The sequence below is a fragment of the Propionibacterium acidifaciens genome (assembly GCF_003798325.1).
GTDB classification, from domain to species: Bacteria; Actinomycetota; Actinomycetes; order Propionibacteriales; family Propionibacteriaceae; genus Propionibacterium; species Propionibacterium acidifaciens.
The window spans coordinates 650032-664466 of sequence record NZ_CP033719.1; the positions used below are offsets into that span (position 1 = coordinate 650032).

The 14435-nt window shown below is 64.3% G+C and carries 15 protein-coding genes and 1 pseudogene; 7 read left to right on the forward strand and 9 right to left on the reverse strand.

The features are described 5' to 3' along the window. Window positions 1–159: 159 nt before the first annotated feature. The 7 genes from EGX94_RS02875 to EGX94_RS02905 all read left to right on the forward strand — a co-directional run bounded on the left by EGX94_RS02875 (window position 160) and on the right by EGX94_RS02905 (window position 8469). Complete coding sequence (locus tag EGX94_RS02875; RefSeq protein ID WP_021797251.1) at window positions 160–741, forward strand: DUF3043 domain-containing protein; 582 nt, start codon at window positions 160–162, stop codon at window positions 739–741. After that, window positions 741–962 carry a hypothetical protein gene (locus tag EGX94_RS02880; protein ID WP_021797260.1) on the forward strand — a complete coding sequence of 74 codons (222 nt, stop codon included), beginning with the start codon at window positions 741–743 and terminating at the stop codon, window positions 960–962. Before EGX94_RS02875 ends, EGX94_RS02880 begins: the two co-directional genes overlap by 1 nt. Window positions 963–1450: 488 nt before the next feature. Continuing rightward, on the forward strand, window positions 1451–3094 hold the full coding sequence (gene sucB, locus EGX94_RS02885; RefSeq protein WP_123825875.1) for a 2-oxoglutarate dehydrogenase, E2 component, dihydrolipoamide succinyltransferase: 1644 nt from the start codon (window positions 1451–1453) through the stop codon (window positions 3092–3094). A 481-nt stretch (window positions 3095–3575) separates the two neighbouring features. After that, window positions 3576–4337 carry a DUF4191 domain-containing protein gene (locus tag EGX94_RS02890; RefSeq protein ID WP_021797277.1) on the forward strand — a complete coding sequence of 254 codons (762 nt, stop codon included), beginning with the start codon at window positions 3576–3578 and terminating at the stop codon, window positions 4335–4337. A 46-nt stretch (window positions 4338–4383) separates the two neighbouring features. Beyond that, entirely contained in the window at window positions 4384–6321 is a 1938-nt protein-coding gene (locus tag EGX94_RS02895) for an ABC-F family ATP-binding cassette domain-containing protein (protein ID WP_021797252.1), read from the forward strand. Between the two features lie 260 nt (window positions 6322–6581). After that, window positions 6582–7553, forward strand: coding sequence for an asparaginase (locus EGX94_RS02900; RefSeq protein WP_021797271.1), 972 nt, complete (start codon window positions 6582–6584; stop codon window positions 7551–7553). 28 nt (window positions 7554–7581) lie between these two features. Then, window positions 7582–8469: a polysaccharide deacetylase family protein gene (locus EGX94_RS02905; protein WP_043121156.1), complete on the forward strand. Its 888-nt coding sequence runs from the start codon at window positions 7582–7584 to the stop codon at window positions 8467–8469. Between the two features lie 229 nt (window positions 8470–8698). Here the strand turns inward: EGX94_RS02905 and EGX94_RS02910 are convergent, their stop codons facing one another. The 9 genes and pseudogenes from EGX94_RS02910 to EGX94_RS13290 form a co-directional block, all read right to left on the reverse strand. Then, window positions 8699–9412 (reverse strand): IS630 family transposase, encoded by a 714-nt coding sequence (locus EGX94_RS02910; RefSeq protein WP_021797283.1) that lies wholly within the window; start codon window positions 9410–9412, stop codon window positions 8699–8701. A 4-nt stretch (window positions 9413–9416) separates the two neighbouring features. Continuing rightward, window positions 9417–9767 (reverse strand): hypothetical protein, encoded by a 351-nt coding sequence (locus EGX94_RS02915; protein WP_021797250.1) that lies wholly within the window; start codon window positions 9765–9767, stop codon window positions 9417–9419. Window positions 9768–9983: 216 nt separating this feature from the next. Beyond that, a complete protein-coding gene (locus EGX94_RS02920; protein ID WP_021797270.1) occupies window positions 9984–11453 on the reverse strand; it encodes an ABC transporter ATP-binding protein in 1470 nt (489 codons plus the stop codon). 30 nt (window positions 11454–11483) lie between these two features. Continuing rightward, the gene (locus EGX94_RS02925; protein WP_021797282.1) at window positions 11484–12218 is read right to left on the reverse strand and encodes an energy-coupling factor transporter transmembrane component T; all 735 of its coding nucleotides are present in this window, start codon (window positions 12216–12218) and stop codon (window positions 11484–11486) included. Then, window positions 12218–12820, reverse strand: coding sequence for an MptD family putative ECF transporter S component (locus EGX94_RS02930; protein WP_021797279.1), 603 nt, complete (start codon window positions 12818–12820; stop codon window positions 12218–12220). Before EGX94_RS02930 ends, EGX94_RS02925 begins: the two co-directional genes overlap by 1 nt. A gap of 139 nt (window positions 12821–12959) precedes the next feature. Then, a complete protein-coding gene (locus EGX94_RS14255; protein ID WP_404825144.1) occupies window positions 12960–13160 on the reverse strand; it encodes a transposase in 201 nt (66 codons plus the stop codon). 97 nt (window positions 13161–13257) lie between these two features. After that, window positions 13258–13440: pseudogene (locus EGX94_RS14260) on the reverse strand (hypothetical protein); the annotation flags it as partial. Further along, window positions 13352–14029 carry a hypothetical protein gene (locus EGX94_RS13285; protein ID WP_192962681.1) on the reverse strand — a complete coding sequence of 226 codons (678 nt, stop codon included), beginning with the start codon at window positions 14027–14029 and terminating at the stop codon, window positions 13352–13354. The gene EGX94_RS13285 and the pseudogene EGX94_RS14260, both read right to left, overlap by 89 nt. 54 nt (window positions 14030–14083) lie before the next feature. Continuing rightward, a complete protein-coding gene (locus EGX94_RS13290) occupies window positions 14084–14407 on the reverse strand; it encodes a hypothetical protein (protein WP_043121118.1) in 324 nt (107 codons plus the stop codon). Window positions 14408–14435: the final 28 nt, after the last annotated feature.

Here is a 14435-nt window from a genome sequence, read left to right on the forward strand (position 1 = left end):
CCTGGACGATCCGATGGGCATCATCTTGCCATTCGGGGCGGGGCGCCCCGGCGGGGCCCTCGTCGGCCGGCGGGCCCTCGGCGACGGCCCTTGTTGGCGAGGGCCCCGCCGGCCATCCTAGAATCGGGCCCGGAGGACCACTGACGAAAGGGCATCCCTGTGGCACTGCTGCGTTCCAGGAAGACGACCGCCCCGGCCGACGAGGCCGCGGCCGCACAGCCGGAGCCGTCCGAGCGGGCCCGGGACACGCGGAGGAAGAACGCCCCCACGCCCAGCCGCAAGCAGGCCGAGACCGCGCGCATGGAACGGCTGCACCCGACGCTCACGAAGAAGGAGCAGCGGGCCCGCGACCGCGAGGCCACGTACCGCCGCCGCGAGGAGGCCTACCGAGCCGTCAACGCCCGGCCCGAGCGTGTGCTGCTGCGCAACAACGTCGACGCCCACTGGTCGATCTGCGAGTTCGCCTGGCCGGTCGTGCTCATCCTCATCGCCACGATGCTGGCCATGCAGTGGCTGCCGTGGCTCCAACTCGTCTCCAGCGCCGGCATCTGGGTCTACTTCCTCGCGTGCGCCGTCGACGTCCTCATCCGCTGGCGCTCCTACAGGAAGGAGGCCCTCGCCCGCATTCCCCGGTTCAACCCGAAGGGTCAGTACCTGCTCAAGGAAATGATGTCCCGGATGATCACCATGCGCCGCTTCCGCAACCCCGGCTGCGTCGTCGCCCGAGGAGAGGACTACTGATGAGTTTCCACTGGGAGGAGGAGCTCGAGCCGGAGGCCGAGCTCAGCGAGGATGAGCGCCACGGCCTGGGGTTGGGGCGCGAGTTCGACACCCGCGAGGACGCCGAGTTCTGGCTCGGCGAGAACTTCGAGGAGCTGTCCGACTACGGCATCGCCGCCGTGAGCCTGTTCGAGGACGACGATCTGGTCTACGGGCCGATGGGTCTCGGCAAGCAGGAGTGAGCGGACCGGCCCGCGCCTCGCCGGGCCGGAGAGCCGCTGGCAGTCGATGGGACTGGTTCCTGGGCGCGGACGCGCCGGGCCGGGCCGAGGACCGCGACCGGACGACACGTCGTGCAGGCCGCCGGCTCATGCTCCGTCTGTGCGCCCCATCTGTCGGGACCGCCACGACGACGGTCAGCGACACCCCGACGAGCGCACCCCGTCCCCGGCCGTCGGAGCCGCCGCTTCTCCTCATCTCGCACCCGCAGGCGCCGGACCCGTCCCCCGCCCATCGGGGATGTCGAGGGCGCCGTGGCGCGTTCCCCCTCATCCGCTCGCGTCCTTCCCCATGTTCGCTCTGTTCGCTCAAGGCATGGGCCGGGGGAGCCCGGAGGGTCCTCGCGGCCCGCCATGCGGTACCCGTTGGGGTTAGGCTGGCGAGGAAATTTCCGCTGGAACGACCCGGCGGGATTCTCCCATGATCTCTGGCGAAGGAGTCCGGTAGAACCATGTCGACTGAAGTCACTCTCCCCACCCTGGGCGAAAGCGTCAACGAAGCCACCATCTCCCGCTGGCTCAAGGAGGTGGGCGAGCACGTCGACGCCGACGAGCCCCTGCTCGAGGTCAGCACCGACAAGGTCGACACCGAGGTCCCCTCACCCGTCTCCGGCACCCTCCTCGAGACCCGCTTCGCCGAGGACGAGGTCGCCCAGGTCGGCGCCGTCCTGGCCGTCGTCGGCGAGCCGTCCGAAGCCCCGACGCCGACGGGCCCGGCGGCCTCCACGCCCCCTGCGGCACCCGCCGCCCCGGCTGCACCGGCAGCGCCCGCGGCACCGACTGCGGCACCCACCCCGTCCGGCGCGGCCGGCGGCACCGAGGTGACCCTGCCGAGCCTCGGCGAGTCGGTCACCGAGGCCACCGTCTCCCGCTGGCTCAAGGAGGTGGGCGAGCACGTCGACGCCGACGAGCCCCTGCTCGAGGTCAGCACCGACAAGGTCGACACCGAGGTCCCCTCACCCGTCTCCGGCACCCTCCTCGAGACCCGCTTCGCCGAGGACGAGGTCGCCCAGGTCGGCGCCGTCCTGGCCGTCGTCGGCGAGCCGTCCGAAGCCCCGACGCCGACGGGCCCGGCGGCCTCCACGCCCCCTGCGGCACCCGCCGCCCCGGCTGCACCGGCAGCGCCCCCCGCACCGCGCGCCACCCTGCCCGACTTCGACGGCTATGTGACCCCGCTCGTACGCAAGCTCGCCACCGACAACGGCATTGACCTGGCCGCCGTCACGGGAACCGGCGTCGGCGGCCGGATCCGCAAGCAGGACGTCGAGACCGCCATCGAGGCCAGGAGGGCCGCCGCGGCCGCCGCATCGGCTCCCGCCGCCCCGGCGCCGGTCCGCGCCTCGAAGGCCCCGTCCCCGGACGCCGCGAAGCGGGGCACCACCGAGAAGATGACGAACCTGCGCAAGATCGTCGCCACGCGCATGCGCGACTCGCTCCAGATCTCGGCCCAGCTCACCGCCACCGTCGAGATCGACCTGTCGGCCATCGCCAGGGTCCGCGCCGCCGCCAAGAACGAGTTCCGCAAGCGCGAGGGCGTCGGCCTGACCTACCTCGCCTTCATCACGAAGGCCGCCACCGAGGCGCTGCGCGACTTCCCGAAGGTGAACGCCAGCGTCGATCAGGAGGCCGGCACGATCACTTACCACGACTCCGAGGACATCGGCATCGCCGTCGACACGCCCAAGGGCCTCATGGTGCCGGTCATCAAGGACGCCGGCGACCTGAATGTGGGTGGCATCGCCAAGCGGATCGGCGACCTGGCCGCCCGGGCCCGCGACGGCAGGATCGGCCCCGACGAGCTGAACGGCGCCACGTTCACCATCACGAACTACGGCTCCACCGGCACCCTGTTCGACACCCCGATCATCAACCAGCCGAACGTGGCGATCCTGGGCACCGGCGCCATGGTGAAGCGTCCGATCGTCGTCACCGACGCCTTCGGCGACGACACCGTCGCGATCCGGCCGATGATGTACCTGTCGCTGACCTACGACCACCGCCTCGTCGACGGCGCGGACGCCAGCCGTTTCCTGTCGGCCCTCAAGGCCCGCCTCGAGGAGGGCGACTTCGGAGGCGAGTTCGGCCAGACGCAGTGACCCGCACCTGCCGAGAGCGGGCGGCCCTCGGCGGAACCACCGGCGCAGGAGCACCGGCGCGGAGCGGTGGGGCCCGGCCATCCGGCCGGGCCCCACTGGCGTCCCCGGGACTCCGGCCGTCCCCGCACGAGGATGGGCACCGTTCGTCTTCGGGTTCGCCCGGCGTCCCGGGGCCGGCGGGTTGACAAGTCCACCGGATGGCTGGCGCCCCCGCAGCTTCGGGCCGTCCCATTCCCCGCGCACTCGCCCAGCAGCTCCGGCACGGCGCCCTGACCCCGGACGCCGGCGGCCCGAGACACGCCCCACCGGGGTTCTCGTCCCCCGGCCAGCGACGACGCGCCGGGCGCACGGCCTTCGGCCCCGGCCGGAGCGCGGGCCGGGGCCGAGCGCGCTGGACTAGAATGATCCGGCGCGAACGTTCGCGTCGTGCCGCGTCCGGCGCGACGCACGGCACCCACCCACGGACGGCGAGGAGACGGACATGGCGAGCGAGCGGGCCAAGGAACTGGCCAGGAAGCAGAGGGCCGAGGCCAAGGCCCTCAAGGCGGCCAAGAAGAACTCCGACAACCCCGCCGACTGGGGCACCCTCCGCCAGCTGCGCGAGACCTACAAGCTGGCCGCGGGCCACCAGTCGTCCACCCCGTGGATCCTGCTGGCCTGCGTACTCGGCTGCACGGCCCTGGGCGTCGTGCTGGGCCTGTGGCTCGGCTGGCTGGTCATGTGGATCGTCATCGGCGTGCTCGGCGGCCTCACGCTGGGGCTGTACGTCATGCAGCGCATCGTGAAGAAGGCGGCCTTCGCCCGCGCCGTCGACCAGCCGGGCGGCGGCGAGATGGCCCTGAGCATGCTCGACAAGAAGAAGTGGCACTGCACCCCCGCCGTCGCGATCGACCGCCAGATGAACTGCGTGCACCGGGCCGTGGGCCCCGGCGGGCTGCTCCTCATCGGCGACGGCAGAGGCGCCCACAACCTGCTGCACGCCGAGGCCAAGCGCTACAAGCAGGTGCTCTACGGCGTCGAGGTCCAGACGATCATGATCGGCGACAAGAACGGTCAGGTGAGGCTCCAGGAGCTCACCAAGTACATCACCAAGCTCCCCAAGACCCTCTCCACGGAGCAGGTCGAGGAGATCGCCTACCGGCTCAAGGGACTCGACCGCATGCACTCGCGCGTCCCGATGCCCAAGGGCCCCCTCCCCACCAGCGGCAACATGAAGATGTCGCGCCGCGCCATGCGCGGATGAGCCGCCGAACGGGCGGTGCCGTGCCCTCCACCGGGGGCGGGAGCTGATGGGCGCGCACCTGCTGGGGGCCGAGGGCCTTCACCTCGAGTACCCCACCAGGGCCGTCCTCGACCGGGTCACGCTCGGGGTCAACGAGGGCGACCGCATCGGCGTCGTCGGCCGCAACGGCGACGGCAAGTCCAGCCTGCTGGGCGTGCTCGCCGGCACCATCGCACCGCAGGACGGCCGGGTCACCCGCCGCAACGGCCTGCGGGTGGGCCTGTTGTCGCAGGCCGACACGCTGGACCCCGCCGAGAGCGTCGAGCACGCCGTCATCGGCGACCGCCCCGAGTACGAGTGGGCCGGGCAGGCCCGCATCCGCGACATCATCGCCGGGCTCGTGGCCGACATCGACTGGCATGCGACGATGGGCTCCCTCAGCGGCGGCCAGCGGCGCCGCGTCGGGCTGGCGGCGCTGCTCGTGGGCGAGTGGGACCTGCTGATCCTCGACGAGCCCACGAACCACCTGGACGTCGAGGCCATCACCTGGCTGGCCGGGCACCTCACGCACCGCTGGCCGCAGAACGCCGGCGGCCTGCTCGTCGTCACCCACGACCGCTGGTTCCTGGACGAGGTGTGCACCGCCACCTGGGAGGTGCACGACGGCGTCGTCGAGCCCTTCGAGGGCGGCTACGCCGCCTACGTGCTGGCCAGGGTCGAGCGCGACCGCATCGCGGCCGCCGCCGAGGCCCGGCGGCAGAATCTCATGCGCAAGGAACTGGCCTGGCTGCGCCGCGGCGCCCCGGCCCGCACGTCCAAACCGAGGTTCCGCGTCGAGGCCGCCAACGAGCTCATCGCCGACGTCCCGCCGGTGCGCAACCCGCTGGAGCTGCAGCGCCTGGCCGTCGCCCGCCTGGGCAGAGACGTCGTCGACCTCGAGGACGTCGGCGTGAGTTTCGACGGGCGCGAGGTGCTGCGCGAGATCACCTGGCACATCGGCCCCGGGGAGCGCACGGGAGTCCTCGGGGCGAACGGCGCCGGCAAGTCCACCCTGCTCGGTCTCATCGCCGGGACGGTCGAGCCGACGAGCGGGCACGTGCGGCGGGGCGGCACCGTCCGCGTCGGCATCCTCGACCAGCAGTTCAGCCGGCTCGCCGAGATCGGCTCCGACCGCGTCCGCGAGGTGCTGGCCCGCACCCGGACGAGCTTCCGCGTCGACGGCCGCGATCTCACACCCGCCCAACTCCTGGAGCGCCTCGGCTTCGCCCACGAGCACCTGTCGGCCCGGGTCGAGGAGCTGAGCGGCGGTCAACGACGACGCCTGCAGATCCTCCTCCTGCTGCTCGACGAGCCCAACGTCATCATCCTCGACGAGCCGACGAACGACGTGGACGCCGACATGCTCGCCGTCCTCGAGGATCTGCTCGACTCCTGGCCGGGCACGCTCATCGTCGTCTCGCACGACCGCTACCTCGTCGAGCGGGTCACCGACCAGCAGTACGCCCTCCTCGGCGGAAGGCTGCGCCACGTGCCCGGCGGCGTCGACGAGTACCTGCGGCTGCGTGCCGAGGAGAGGGCCGCCGCGGCCGGCGGCGAGGCCCCGCCGGCGACGGCGGCTGCCCCCGACGGCCCCTCGGGGGCCGAGGTGCGGGCCATGCAGAAGCAGTCGCGGGCCATCGAGCGGCGCATGGACAAACTCGCGGCGGCGCGCCAGGAGCTGCAGGAGGAGATGGCGGCCGCCGACCCGTCCGACTACGAGACGCTGGCACAGCAGGCCGCCCGGCTGCAGGCGATGGACGCCGAGACCGCCGAACTCGAGGAGCGCTGGCTGGCACTGGCCGAGCGGCTGGACCGAGGGGCCCTGGCACCGTCCACTGGACGGTGCCAGGGCCCATGTGGTGAACCACGTGGCCGGCCGGGGACCGTACCGATCGGCACACCCTGGGGCACGGGCCGGAACCGCCCCACCGGCCCGTGGCCGTGGGGACCGGCGCCCTGCAGGTGACCGGGCCAGATGGCCTGCCACCACCCCCGTGGACGCGGGAACCGTCGGGCATCTATCGTGAGACGCAGCGGACCGCTCGGGGCCATCTGGTACGAGCGGCGGGTGCGGCCCGGTTCAAGGGTCCGGTCGTCCCCGGTCGGCGAGCGAGGACCATGTGCTGCCCTGCGCCGGCCGTATCGCGGCACCACAGTCCTTCGCAGGTCCGCCATGTCGTGGTCAACGGTGACCACGGTGCGTACTTCCGGTGGGAGGAGCACGACATGACGCATGTACGGGTGCTCGGCACGGGCGGGACGATCTCGTCGCGGTTCGGCTCGGGCCTTCAGGGCGCGACGGCCAGCGATGGCGCCGCCCGGCTCGTCGGGGAGGCCGGTGGCGGGGTCGAGGTGCGTGCCACGGACGTCCTGAGGACCGGCAGCTATCTGCTCACGTTCGCCGATCTGCGGGTGCTGCAACGGGCCGTCGCCGCGGCCCTCGCGGACGAGGACTGCGCGGGTGTCGTCATCACCCACGGCACCGACACGATGGAGGAGTCGGCGTTCCTGCTCGACCTGGTGCATGACAGTCCCAAGTCCGTGGTGCTCACCGGCGCCCAGCGCACGGCGGACTCCCCCGCCCCGGACGGGCCGGGCAATCTCGGCGACGCGATCGTCGCAGCGGCCTCTCCCGCGATGCGTGACTGCGGCGTGCTCATCTGCTTCGCCGGTGAGGTCCGCTCCGCCCGTGGCACCCGCAAGGCCCGCACCTGGTCGCTGTCGGCGTTCGACGGCGGCACCGTGGTGGCCACCGTCCGTGACCGGCGGCTGCACTCGGTCGCCGTCCCCCGTCGCTTCCCGCCGCTGCCGGCGCCCGGGGAACGCTTCGACCGGATCCGGGTCGAGGTCGTGCCCTGCTTCCTGGGCGCGGGCCCCGGCGTCCTCGCCCATGTGATCGACGAGGGTGTCGACGCCGTCGTGCTCGCCGGCACCGGCATCGGCAACGCCGGCCTCGGGTTCGGTGAACAGGTCGCGCGCGCCACCGGCGCCGGGATCCCCGTCGTCCTGTCCTCGCGGGTGGCGTGGGGCCCCACGGTGCCGGTCTACGGCAATGGGGGCGGTGTCGACCTGGTCGACGCCGGCGCGGTCGCCTCCGGTGAACTGAACGCCTACCAGGCCCGGATCCTGACGGCCCTGCTCGTCGCGGCCGAGACACCGGCCGGCGACTTCGGTGACCGTTTCCGCAGTTACATCTGACAGCACGACAGGACAAGGAGTGATCACCATGTCGAAGAAGATCTACGTGTCGTTCGGCATCGACATCGACGCGGTCGGCGGCTGGCTGGGGTCCTATGGGGGCCAGGACTCCCCCGGCGACATCTCGCGTGGCATGTTCGCCGGCGAGGTCGGTGTGCCCAGGCTCCTGAAACTGTTCCAGCAGCAGGAGCTGCCCGTCACCTGGTACTGGCCCGGGCACTCGATCGAGACCTTCCCCGAGCGGTTCGACCAGGTGGTCGCCGCCGGATACGAGATCGGCGTGCACGGCTACTCGCACGAGAACCCGATCGCGATGACCCGCCGTCAGGAGACCGAGATCCTGGACTACTGCACCGATCTGATCGAGAGGCGCTCGGGCACCCGGCCGGTCGGCTACGTGGCGCCGTGGTGGGAGTTCTCCTCCGTCACCAACGAACTGCTCGTGGAGCGGGGCTTCCTCTACGACCACTCGCTCATGCACAACGACCACACCCCCTACTACGTCAGGGTGGGTGACTCCTGGACGAAGATCGACTACGCGGCGGAGTCGGCCCACGAGTGGATGAAACCGCTCGTCCGGGGCGAGGAGACCGACCTCATCGAGTTGCCGGCGTCGTGGTACCTGGACGACCTGCCGCCGATGATGTTCATCAAGTCGAGCTTCACCAGCCACGGCTTCGTGTCGCCGCGGGACATCGAGCAGCTGTGGACCGACCAGTTCGACTGGGTGCAGCGGGAGATGGACTACGCGGTGTTCCCCATCACGATCCACCCCGACGTGTCGGGCCGCCCGCAGAACCTGCTCATGCTGGAACGGCTCATCGCGCACATGCGTGAGGCGGACGGTGTCGAGTTCGCCGCCATGAAGGACGTCGCGCTCGACTTCGCGCAGCGTTTCCCCCGCACCACGCAGTGACGACGCGGTGACGTTCGCCAAGAACCGCAGGGCGAACGACCGCCCTCACCGCAGGGCCAGTTTCACCCTGCGGTTCTCGCGCGTCTTCCCACAAGAAACGCAGGATGAGCGCATCATCAGCCCACGACAGCCCGTTTGGGTATGTAACGGACTGGAGTGCTTGGTGTTTTTCAGACAGTGGGTGAAATGATCGTGAGGTGGTATTACGGCCGTCATGAAACAATGGCCGTCATGAAACAGGATCGTTTCTGGTTTCGCGGAGTGGGAGGTGTTCGAAGTCGTAGTCGAAGGCGCGGCCGGTGACGTATGAGGCGAACGCGCCGAGGGTTTCTTCGGGGGTCTCGCGCTGAATGGTCGCGATGTCGTTCCTGGCCGCGTTCCGGACGTGCTCGACCGGGTTGTGGTCGGGCGCGTACGGCGGCGGATGGATCGGCGTGATGCGCTCCAGCAGCCGGCCCGGCTCGTAGAGGCCGGTCAACGCTTTCGCATGGTGGAATCGGGCGTTGTCCAGGACGACAGCGAGCCGGTCGGTCTTGGTTTCACGCTGTAGCCGTTCCAGAGCCAGGATGATCTGTTCGGTGTTCTGGTTCCCCTCGATCGGATACAGCTTCACCTTCTTATTGATGAGGGACAGGGCACCGAAGAACGACTGGGACGTCTTCCGCCGGTCCACGGACAGCTTGGTGCGCTGCCCTTTCGGGAGCTGCATCCGGCGGGTCCAGGCCTCGTGCTCCAAGCGCACCTCGTCGACCGCGTACACCTCCCAGCCGGCGTCCAACAGGGCCTTGACTTGGGTCTTCACCTCGGCCATGCGTCGGGTGATGGCTTTCTCGTTGCGGTGCTCGTCGAACGGGTCCGGCTGCTCGAGGCTCAGCCCGCACAGGCGCAGGAGCAGCTGATGCGAAGAATCCGCCTGGTACTCGACATCGAACAGGATCTTCACGACCTCACGTATCGCCGGGACGTCCCAGAACTCGGCGCGGACGCCCGTCTGGGAGGGGCGGCCGGGCCAGGATGGTCTCGAGTTCCTGCTTCTGGGCGCGGGCGGGTTCCGCCGCGTCCCGGTTCCCCGCGTGCCCGGCCGGGACCCGACGCATCCTGGTGGCCAGCCACTCGGCCGGCCACTCCTGCACCGTCCTCTCCGTCCGCTCGACCGTCTCTGCGATGATGCCGATTCCGACTCCTTCGGAGGCGTACAGGACCGCCTCGGCCTTCATCCGCACCAGCACATGATTGTCGGAACGCCTCCTCCACCCGACCAGGACGGCGGTCTCCTCCGGGGCGACCCCGACCCGCACCCCCCACCGCATCCGAAACGGCGCAGGAAATCCATGAAAAATACGATTTCATTTCACGCCAGCCATACAAAGGGTATTTTCTCCAATTTTTACTGAATCTTCTTTCATTCCGATTGGCATCCCCGTCATTTTTCGAGTTCTGAGATCATTGTAATCAATATTATTTATACAGATTTATTGACGCAGTATTTTTCCATGCTTGGCATGCAAAAGCGTTTACCTCGCGTTTTCAAAATAGCAAGATGCAAACTCAATATTTTCATCTGTCCATTCCCCAAAACGGGACACAGCTCCGTTGTCCATAAACACGATATAATCGCAGCAATGAGCTACAAGTTCAGGGTCGTGGGTGATTATCAGTTGCGTTTTGCCCATTTCAGAGAGTTTCTGGATACACGCAGAGACCTCCTTCATATGTCGATAGTCCAGGCCGCTGGTAGGCTCGTCGTACACGATGATTTCTTTATGGGAAGCAATTGCTCCTGCTATGGCTACGCGTTGCTTCTGTCCACCGGAAAGAGACATGGGGTGCTTATCTTTGTGTGCCAGCAAATCCAACATAGACAGGATGTTCTGAGCATACTCTGTCTTTTCTTCTTCCGCTATATCCTTGATGCCAAGCGTCACTTCATCAAGCACGCTCTCGGCAAAGAGCTGATGGTTTACGTCCTGCATAACCATATAGCAGAGTTTCAGTCGCTGCTTTGGTTTATATTCCTTGCCCAGAAAAGCGAAAGCACCGCGCATTTTCTTCTCCAGGCCGCATAAACACCGGGCCAATGTTGTTTTGCCCGCGCCATTATCCCCCAGCACGGCAACAACGGCTCCTTTGGGGATCGTCAGACTTTCAACATGGAGAAGGTCTTTCTTTTTGCCAGTAAAGCAAAAATCCCTAAGCTCCAGTCCCTCCTTTGCTCTGCCCTTCTTCACGAATTGCGGAACAAATCGGCTCGTTCCCCTAAGCCCCATTTCATGCAGATCGCCCAGTGGTTTTTCAAAGAAGGCTGCTCCGGTAAATTCCTGTTCAATTTTCCCATCTTTGAAATACAGTACCCGGTCTGCAAGGAGGCGAAGCCAATCCAACCGATGCTCCGCTACAATGACGGTTTTTCCTTGTGCTTTCCACAAGCGCAGAATGTTCTCCAATTCATAGATTGTTCCTATGTCCAGATTTGAAGTCGGCTCGTCTAAAACCAATACATCGGGTTGCAGGGCATGGACAGAGGCGCAGGCTATTTTCTGTTTTTCACCACCGGACAGCGTAAAAAGATTTCTGCCAATCAACGGCTCCAGGTGCATTGCAGTCACGGTGCCATCAAAACGACGTAGGATTTCGTCGCGATCCATACCCATATTCTCGCAGGCAAATACAATCTCCGTATCTGTTATCAACGTGTAGAATTGCGCTTTGGGATTCTGGAACACGGAGCCAACATATGGTGCCAGTTCGTGCAGCTCGACATCCTCCGGGTTCTTGTCCTCGACCTGAACCTTACCGGTAAGCGTACCTTCATAGTAGTTTGGGATCAACCCATTTACCAATCGGCTGAACGTGGTTTTCCCACTGCCTGATTCCCCGCACAACAGGATGATTTCCCCTTTGGAAATTTGTATGGAATTATCAAGGATTGCCGCACCATTGTCGACATTTTCATAAGTAAAAGATACGTTCTCAATTCTTATCAAAGGGAAATCTCCTCCTTGAAGCAGTTTCTGCTACCATCCATAGAAAGTTGAGAGGACAAAGCAAATGATGACCGCGATACAGAGCAGCAGCGCAACGCCGTCCTGCCAATGAAATCCAACCGGGCAGATACTGGTGCGTCGTACAGGGGCATCTAGCCCTCTCGTAAGGGCGGATGTGGACAGTTCATTCCCGATTGTGACAAGACTGGTCAGCAGCGGCACCATCCGATACTCCAGCATCTCCATGGGATTGCGCCATGATCCGACTTCCCGAAGCCGCATGGCATCCCGAATCGCTCTGTATTCCTCCCGTATCGTGGGAAGAAAGCGAAACATCACGGATACTGGGATCGAAAACTTCTTGGATATATGCAGCCTGTCCATAGCTGCAACAAACTCGCTTACCGTGGTTGTCAACACCAGAAGGCAAAACATGGACATCCCCGGAATCAGCTTTGTGAACATGGCGATCATGCCGGTAAAGAGGAGGTTGAGCAGGGGTGATAAATGCGGCATCAACAGGCGGGGAACCGTCGCCGTGACCGCATACATCACTGCATAGTAGGCTGCAATCTGCGGTTTTTTGAGTAAAATGAGGAATAGTAATGGAATCGCGGCAAGGCACGGCAGTACAACGTTCATAATTCCGAAGCTGTCGCTTGAAATCATAACGCAGGAAACCGTCAGGCAAAGCAGAATCTTTGTCCGCGGGTCAAGAAACATCTGCTTTGCTGCCGACCTTGCGTTTCGCAGCACTGTTTCCATCAGACCAACCCACTTCTGACAAAGTGTTTCTTCAGCACAACCCTACCCAGCAGGCCACCTATCAGACCTCCAACAAAGGCGGAAAGAATGACCAAGGGCAGCATCCACCAATAATCGAACCAATCGGAAATCGTGTACACAAAACCCTGTCCATATGTTGCCGCGTTTTTATCAAGCCACTCTGCGCTGGCGTTCAGCCAATGGATGTAATTGGCACAGGATGTGACCATCAGAATGGCGTATCCCAGAACAGCGCGCTTGGCGCTCTGGTAGTTTCCAGACTTCATAATAAGTTCTACGATCAGGCTGATAACAATTCCGCAGATGAGCGCGTCGGGCCCCATACCCGTCAGTAAAAGGACAACACCATTTACAATCTCAAAAATCAAGATCATTCCAAATTTTTTGATTTTGGTAAAGTAAAGCATCATTGGAATGCCAAGTATGATTGCAGTAACACTTGGGATCAGCATAAAGCCAACGGGTGTCAAACCGATCGCCACGGCAATCAACACAATGCATATGACATTGATTGCGGTAAAAATACCCACATTCATCAGGTCTTTTCCGTTCAACCGGTTCTTGTTCGTTTCTTTTTTCATGTTAGGTGGTCCTTTCCAAAAATAATGATCTCATTCATTTGGCCTTCCATACCAGACTCTCGTTTTGCGGTGAATGAAGGCGATGGTACAAGCCATCCCTCTGCATCAAGTTCCTCGTGTGTGCCGGATTCTATGGCGATCATAAAACAAGATCGGTTTCTGGTCTGGGTTTGGGTAGGTGTTCGAAGTCGTAGTCGACGGTGCGTCCGGTGATGTATGAGGCGAATGCTCCGAAGGTCTGGTCCGGGGGCTCGTGCTGGATGTTCGCGATATTGTTCTTGGCAGTGCTCCAGACGTGCTCGACGGGGTTGTGGTCGGGCGCGTACGGCGGCAGGAAAATAGGGGGTGATGCGTTCCAGGAGCCGGCCCGGCCGGTAGAGGCCGGTCAACGCTTTCGCGTGGTGGAGCCGGGCATTGTCCAACACGACAGCGACCCGGTCGGCCTTGGTTTCACGTTGGAGTCGCTCCAAAGCAAGGATGATCTGCTCGGTGTTCTGGTTCCCCTCGATCGGATACAGCCGCATTCTCTTGTCAGTCAAAGACAAGACACCGAAGAACGACTGGGACACTTTCTGCCGGTCCACGTAGAACTTGGTGCGCTGCCCCTTGGGTAGCCACATGCGGCGGGTCTCGGCCTCGTTCTCCCAAGCGGACCTCGTCGACCGCGTACACCTCCCAGCCGGCCTCCAACAAGTGGTTGACTTGAGTTTTCACCTCGGCCATCCGCCGGGTGATGGCCTCCTCGTCACGGTGCTCGTCGAACGGATCGGGCGGCTTGAAACTCAACCCGCAGAACCGCAGAAGCAGCTGATACGAAGGATCCGACTCGTACTCGACATCGAACAGAATCTTCACCACGTCACGCAGGGCCGGAACATCCCAGAACTCGACATCGATGCCGGACCGGGAGGGCGGCAGAGCCAGAACAGCCTCGAGGTCTTCCTTCCGGGCGCGGGTGAGTTCCGCCGCGTTCCGGTTCCCCGCATGCCCGGTCAACACCGAACACATCCTAGTGTCCTGCCAGTCAGCCAGCCACTCCCGGATGGTTTTCGCGCTGCGCTCGACCATTTCAGCGATAATACCCACATCGACACCACGAGAAGCACACAGAATGGCTTCGGCCTTCATCCGAACCAGTACGTAATTATCCGTGCGTTCCTTCCATCGGATCAGAACAGCGGTTTCTTCTGGGGTGACCTCAACCTGCATACCCTCATCATATCCAAAGCAAGACCACAAATCCATCAAAAGCACGATTTCGTTTCATGAAGACCATATCAGTTTCCCTTCGCTCAGAACTACGATCTTATCGCACGCTACTACGGATCGTAGTTTATGGGCAATGATCAGTACCGTTCTGTTCTCAATAAGCCTGCCGATGGCCTTCTGAATCATTGTTTCGTTCTCATGCTCAATGGAAGCTGTGCTTTCATCCGACAGGATCAGCAGCATGCCCGACTTGCGCACCTTCGAGTAAAACAGCATGGTGGGGATGCCCAGGACCAAGACCTGCAACGGACTCACCATCACATATCTCACCGGAGTGATCCCCGCGGAAGCCACGCCCAGGCCCACTAGCGTGTTCACGACGAAGAAGATGCTGGAAGAAGATGCT

What these genes read in the sequence shown, in the direction of transcription:
- EGX94_RS02880 (WP_021797260.1), top strand. Translation starts at nt 741, where the DNA reads ATGAGTTTCCACTGGGAGGAGGAGCTCGAGCCGGAGGCCGAGCTCAGC.
- sucB (WP_123825875.1), top strand. Translation starts at nt 1,451, where the DNA reads ATGTCGACTGAAGTCACTCTCCCCACCCTGGGCGAAAGCGTCAACGAA.
- EGX94_RS02890 (WP_021797277.1), top strand. Translation starts at nt 3,576, where the DNA reads ATGGCGAGCGAGCGGGCCAAGGAACTGGCCAGGAAGCAGAGGGCCGAG.
- EGX94_RS02895 (WP_021797252.1), top strand. Translation starts at nt 4,384, where the DNA reads ATGGGCGCGCACCTGCTGGGGGCCGAGGGCCTTCACCTCGAGTACCCC.
- EGX94_RS02900 (WP_021797271.1), top strand. Translation starts at nt 6,582, where the DNA reads ATGACGCATGTACGGGTGCTCGGCACGGGCGGGACGATCTCGTCGCGG.
- EGX94_RS02905 (WP_043121156.1), top strand. Translation starts at nt 7,582, where the DNA reads ATGTCGAAGAAGATCTACGTGTCGTTCGGCATCGACATCGACGCGGTC.
- EGX94_RS02925 (WP_021797282.1), bottom strand. Translation starts at nt 12,218, where the DNA reads ATGGAAACAGTGCTGCGAAACGCAAGGTCGGCAGCAAAGCAGATGTTT.
- EGX94_RS02930 (WP_021797279.1), bottom strand. Translation starts at nt 12,820, where the DNA reads ATGAAAAAAGAAACGAACAAGAACCGGTTGAACGGAAAAGACCTGATG.
- EGX94_RS13285 (WP_192962681.1), bottom strand. Translation starts at nt 14,029, where the DNA reads ATGCAGGTTGAGGTCACCCCAGAAGAAACCGCTGTTCTGATCCGATGG.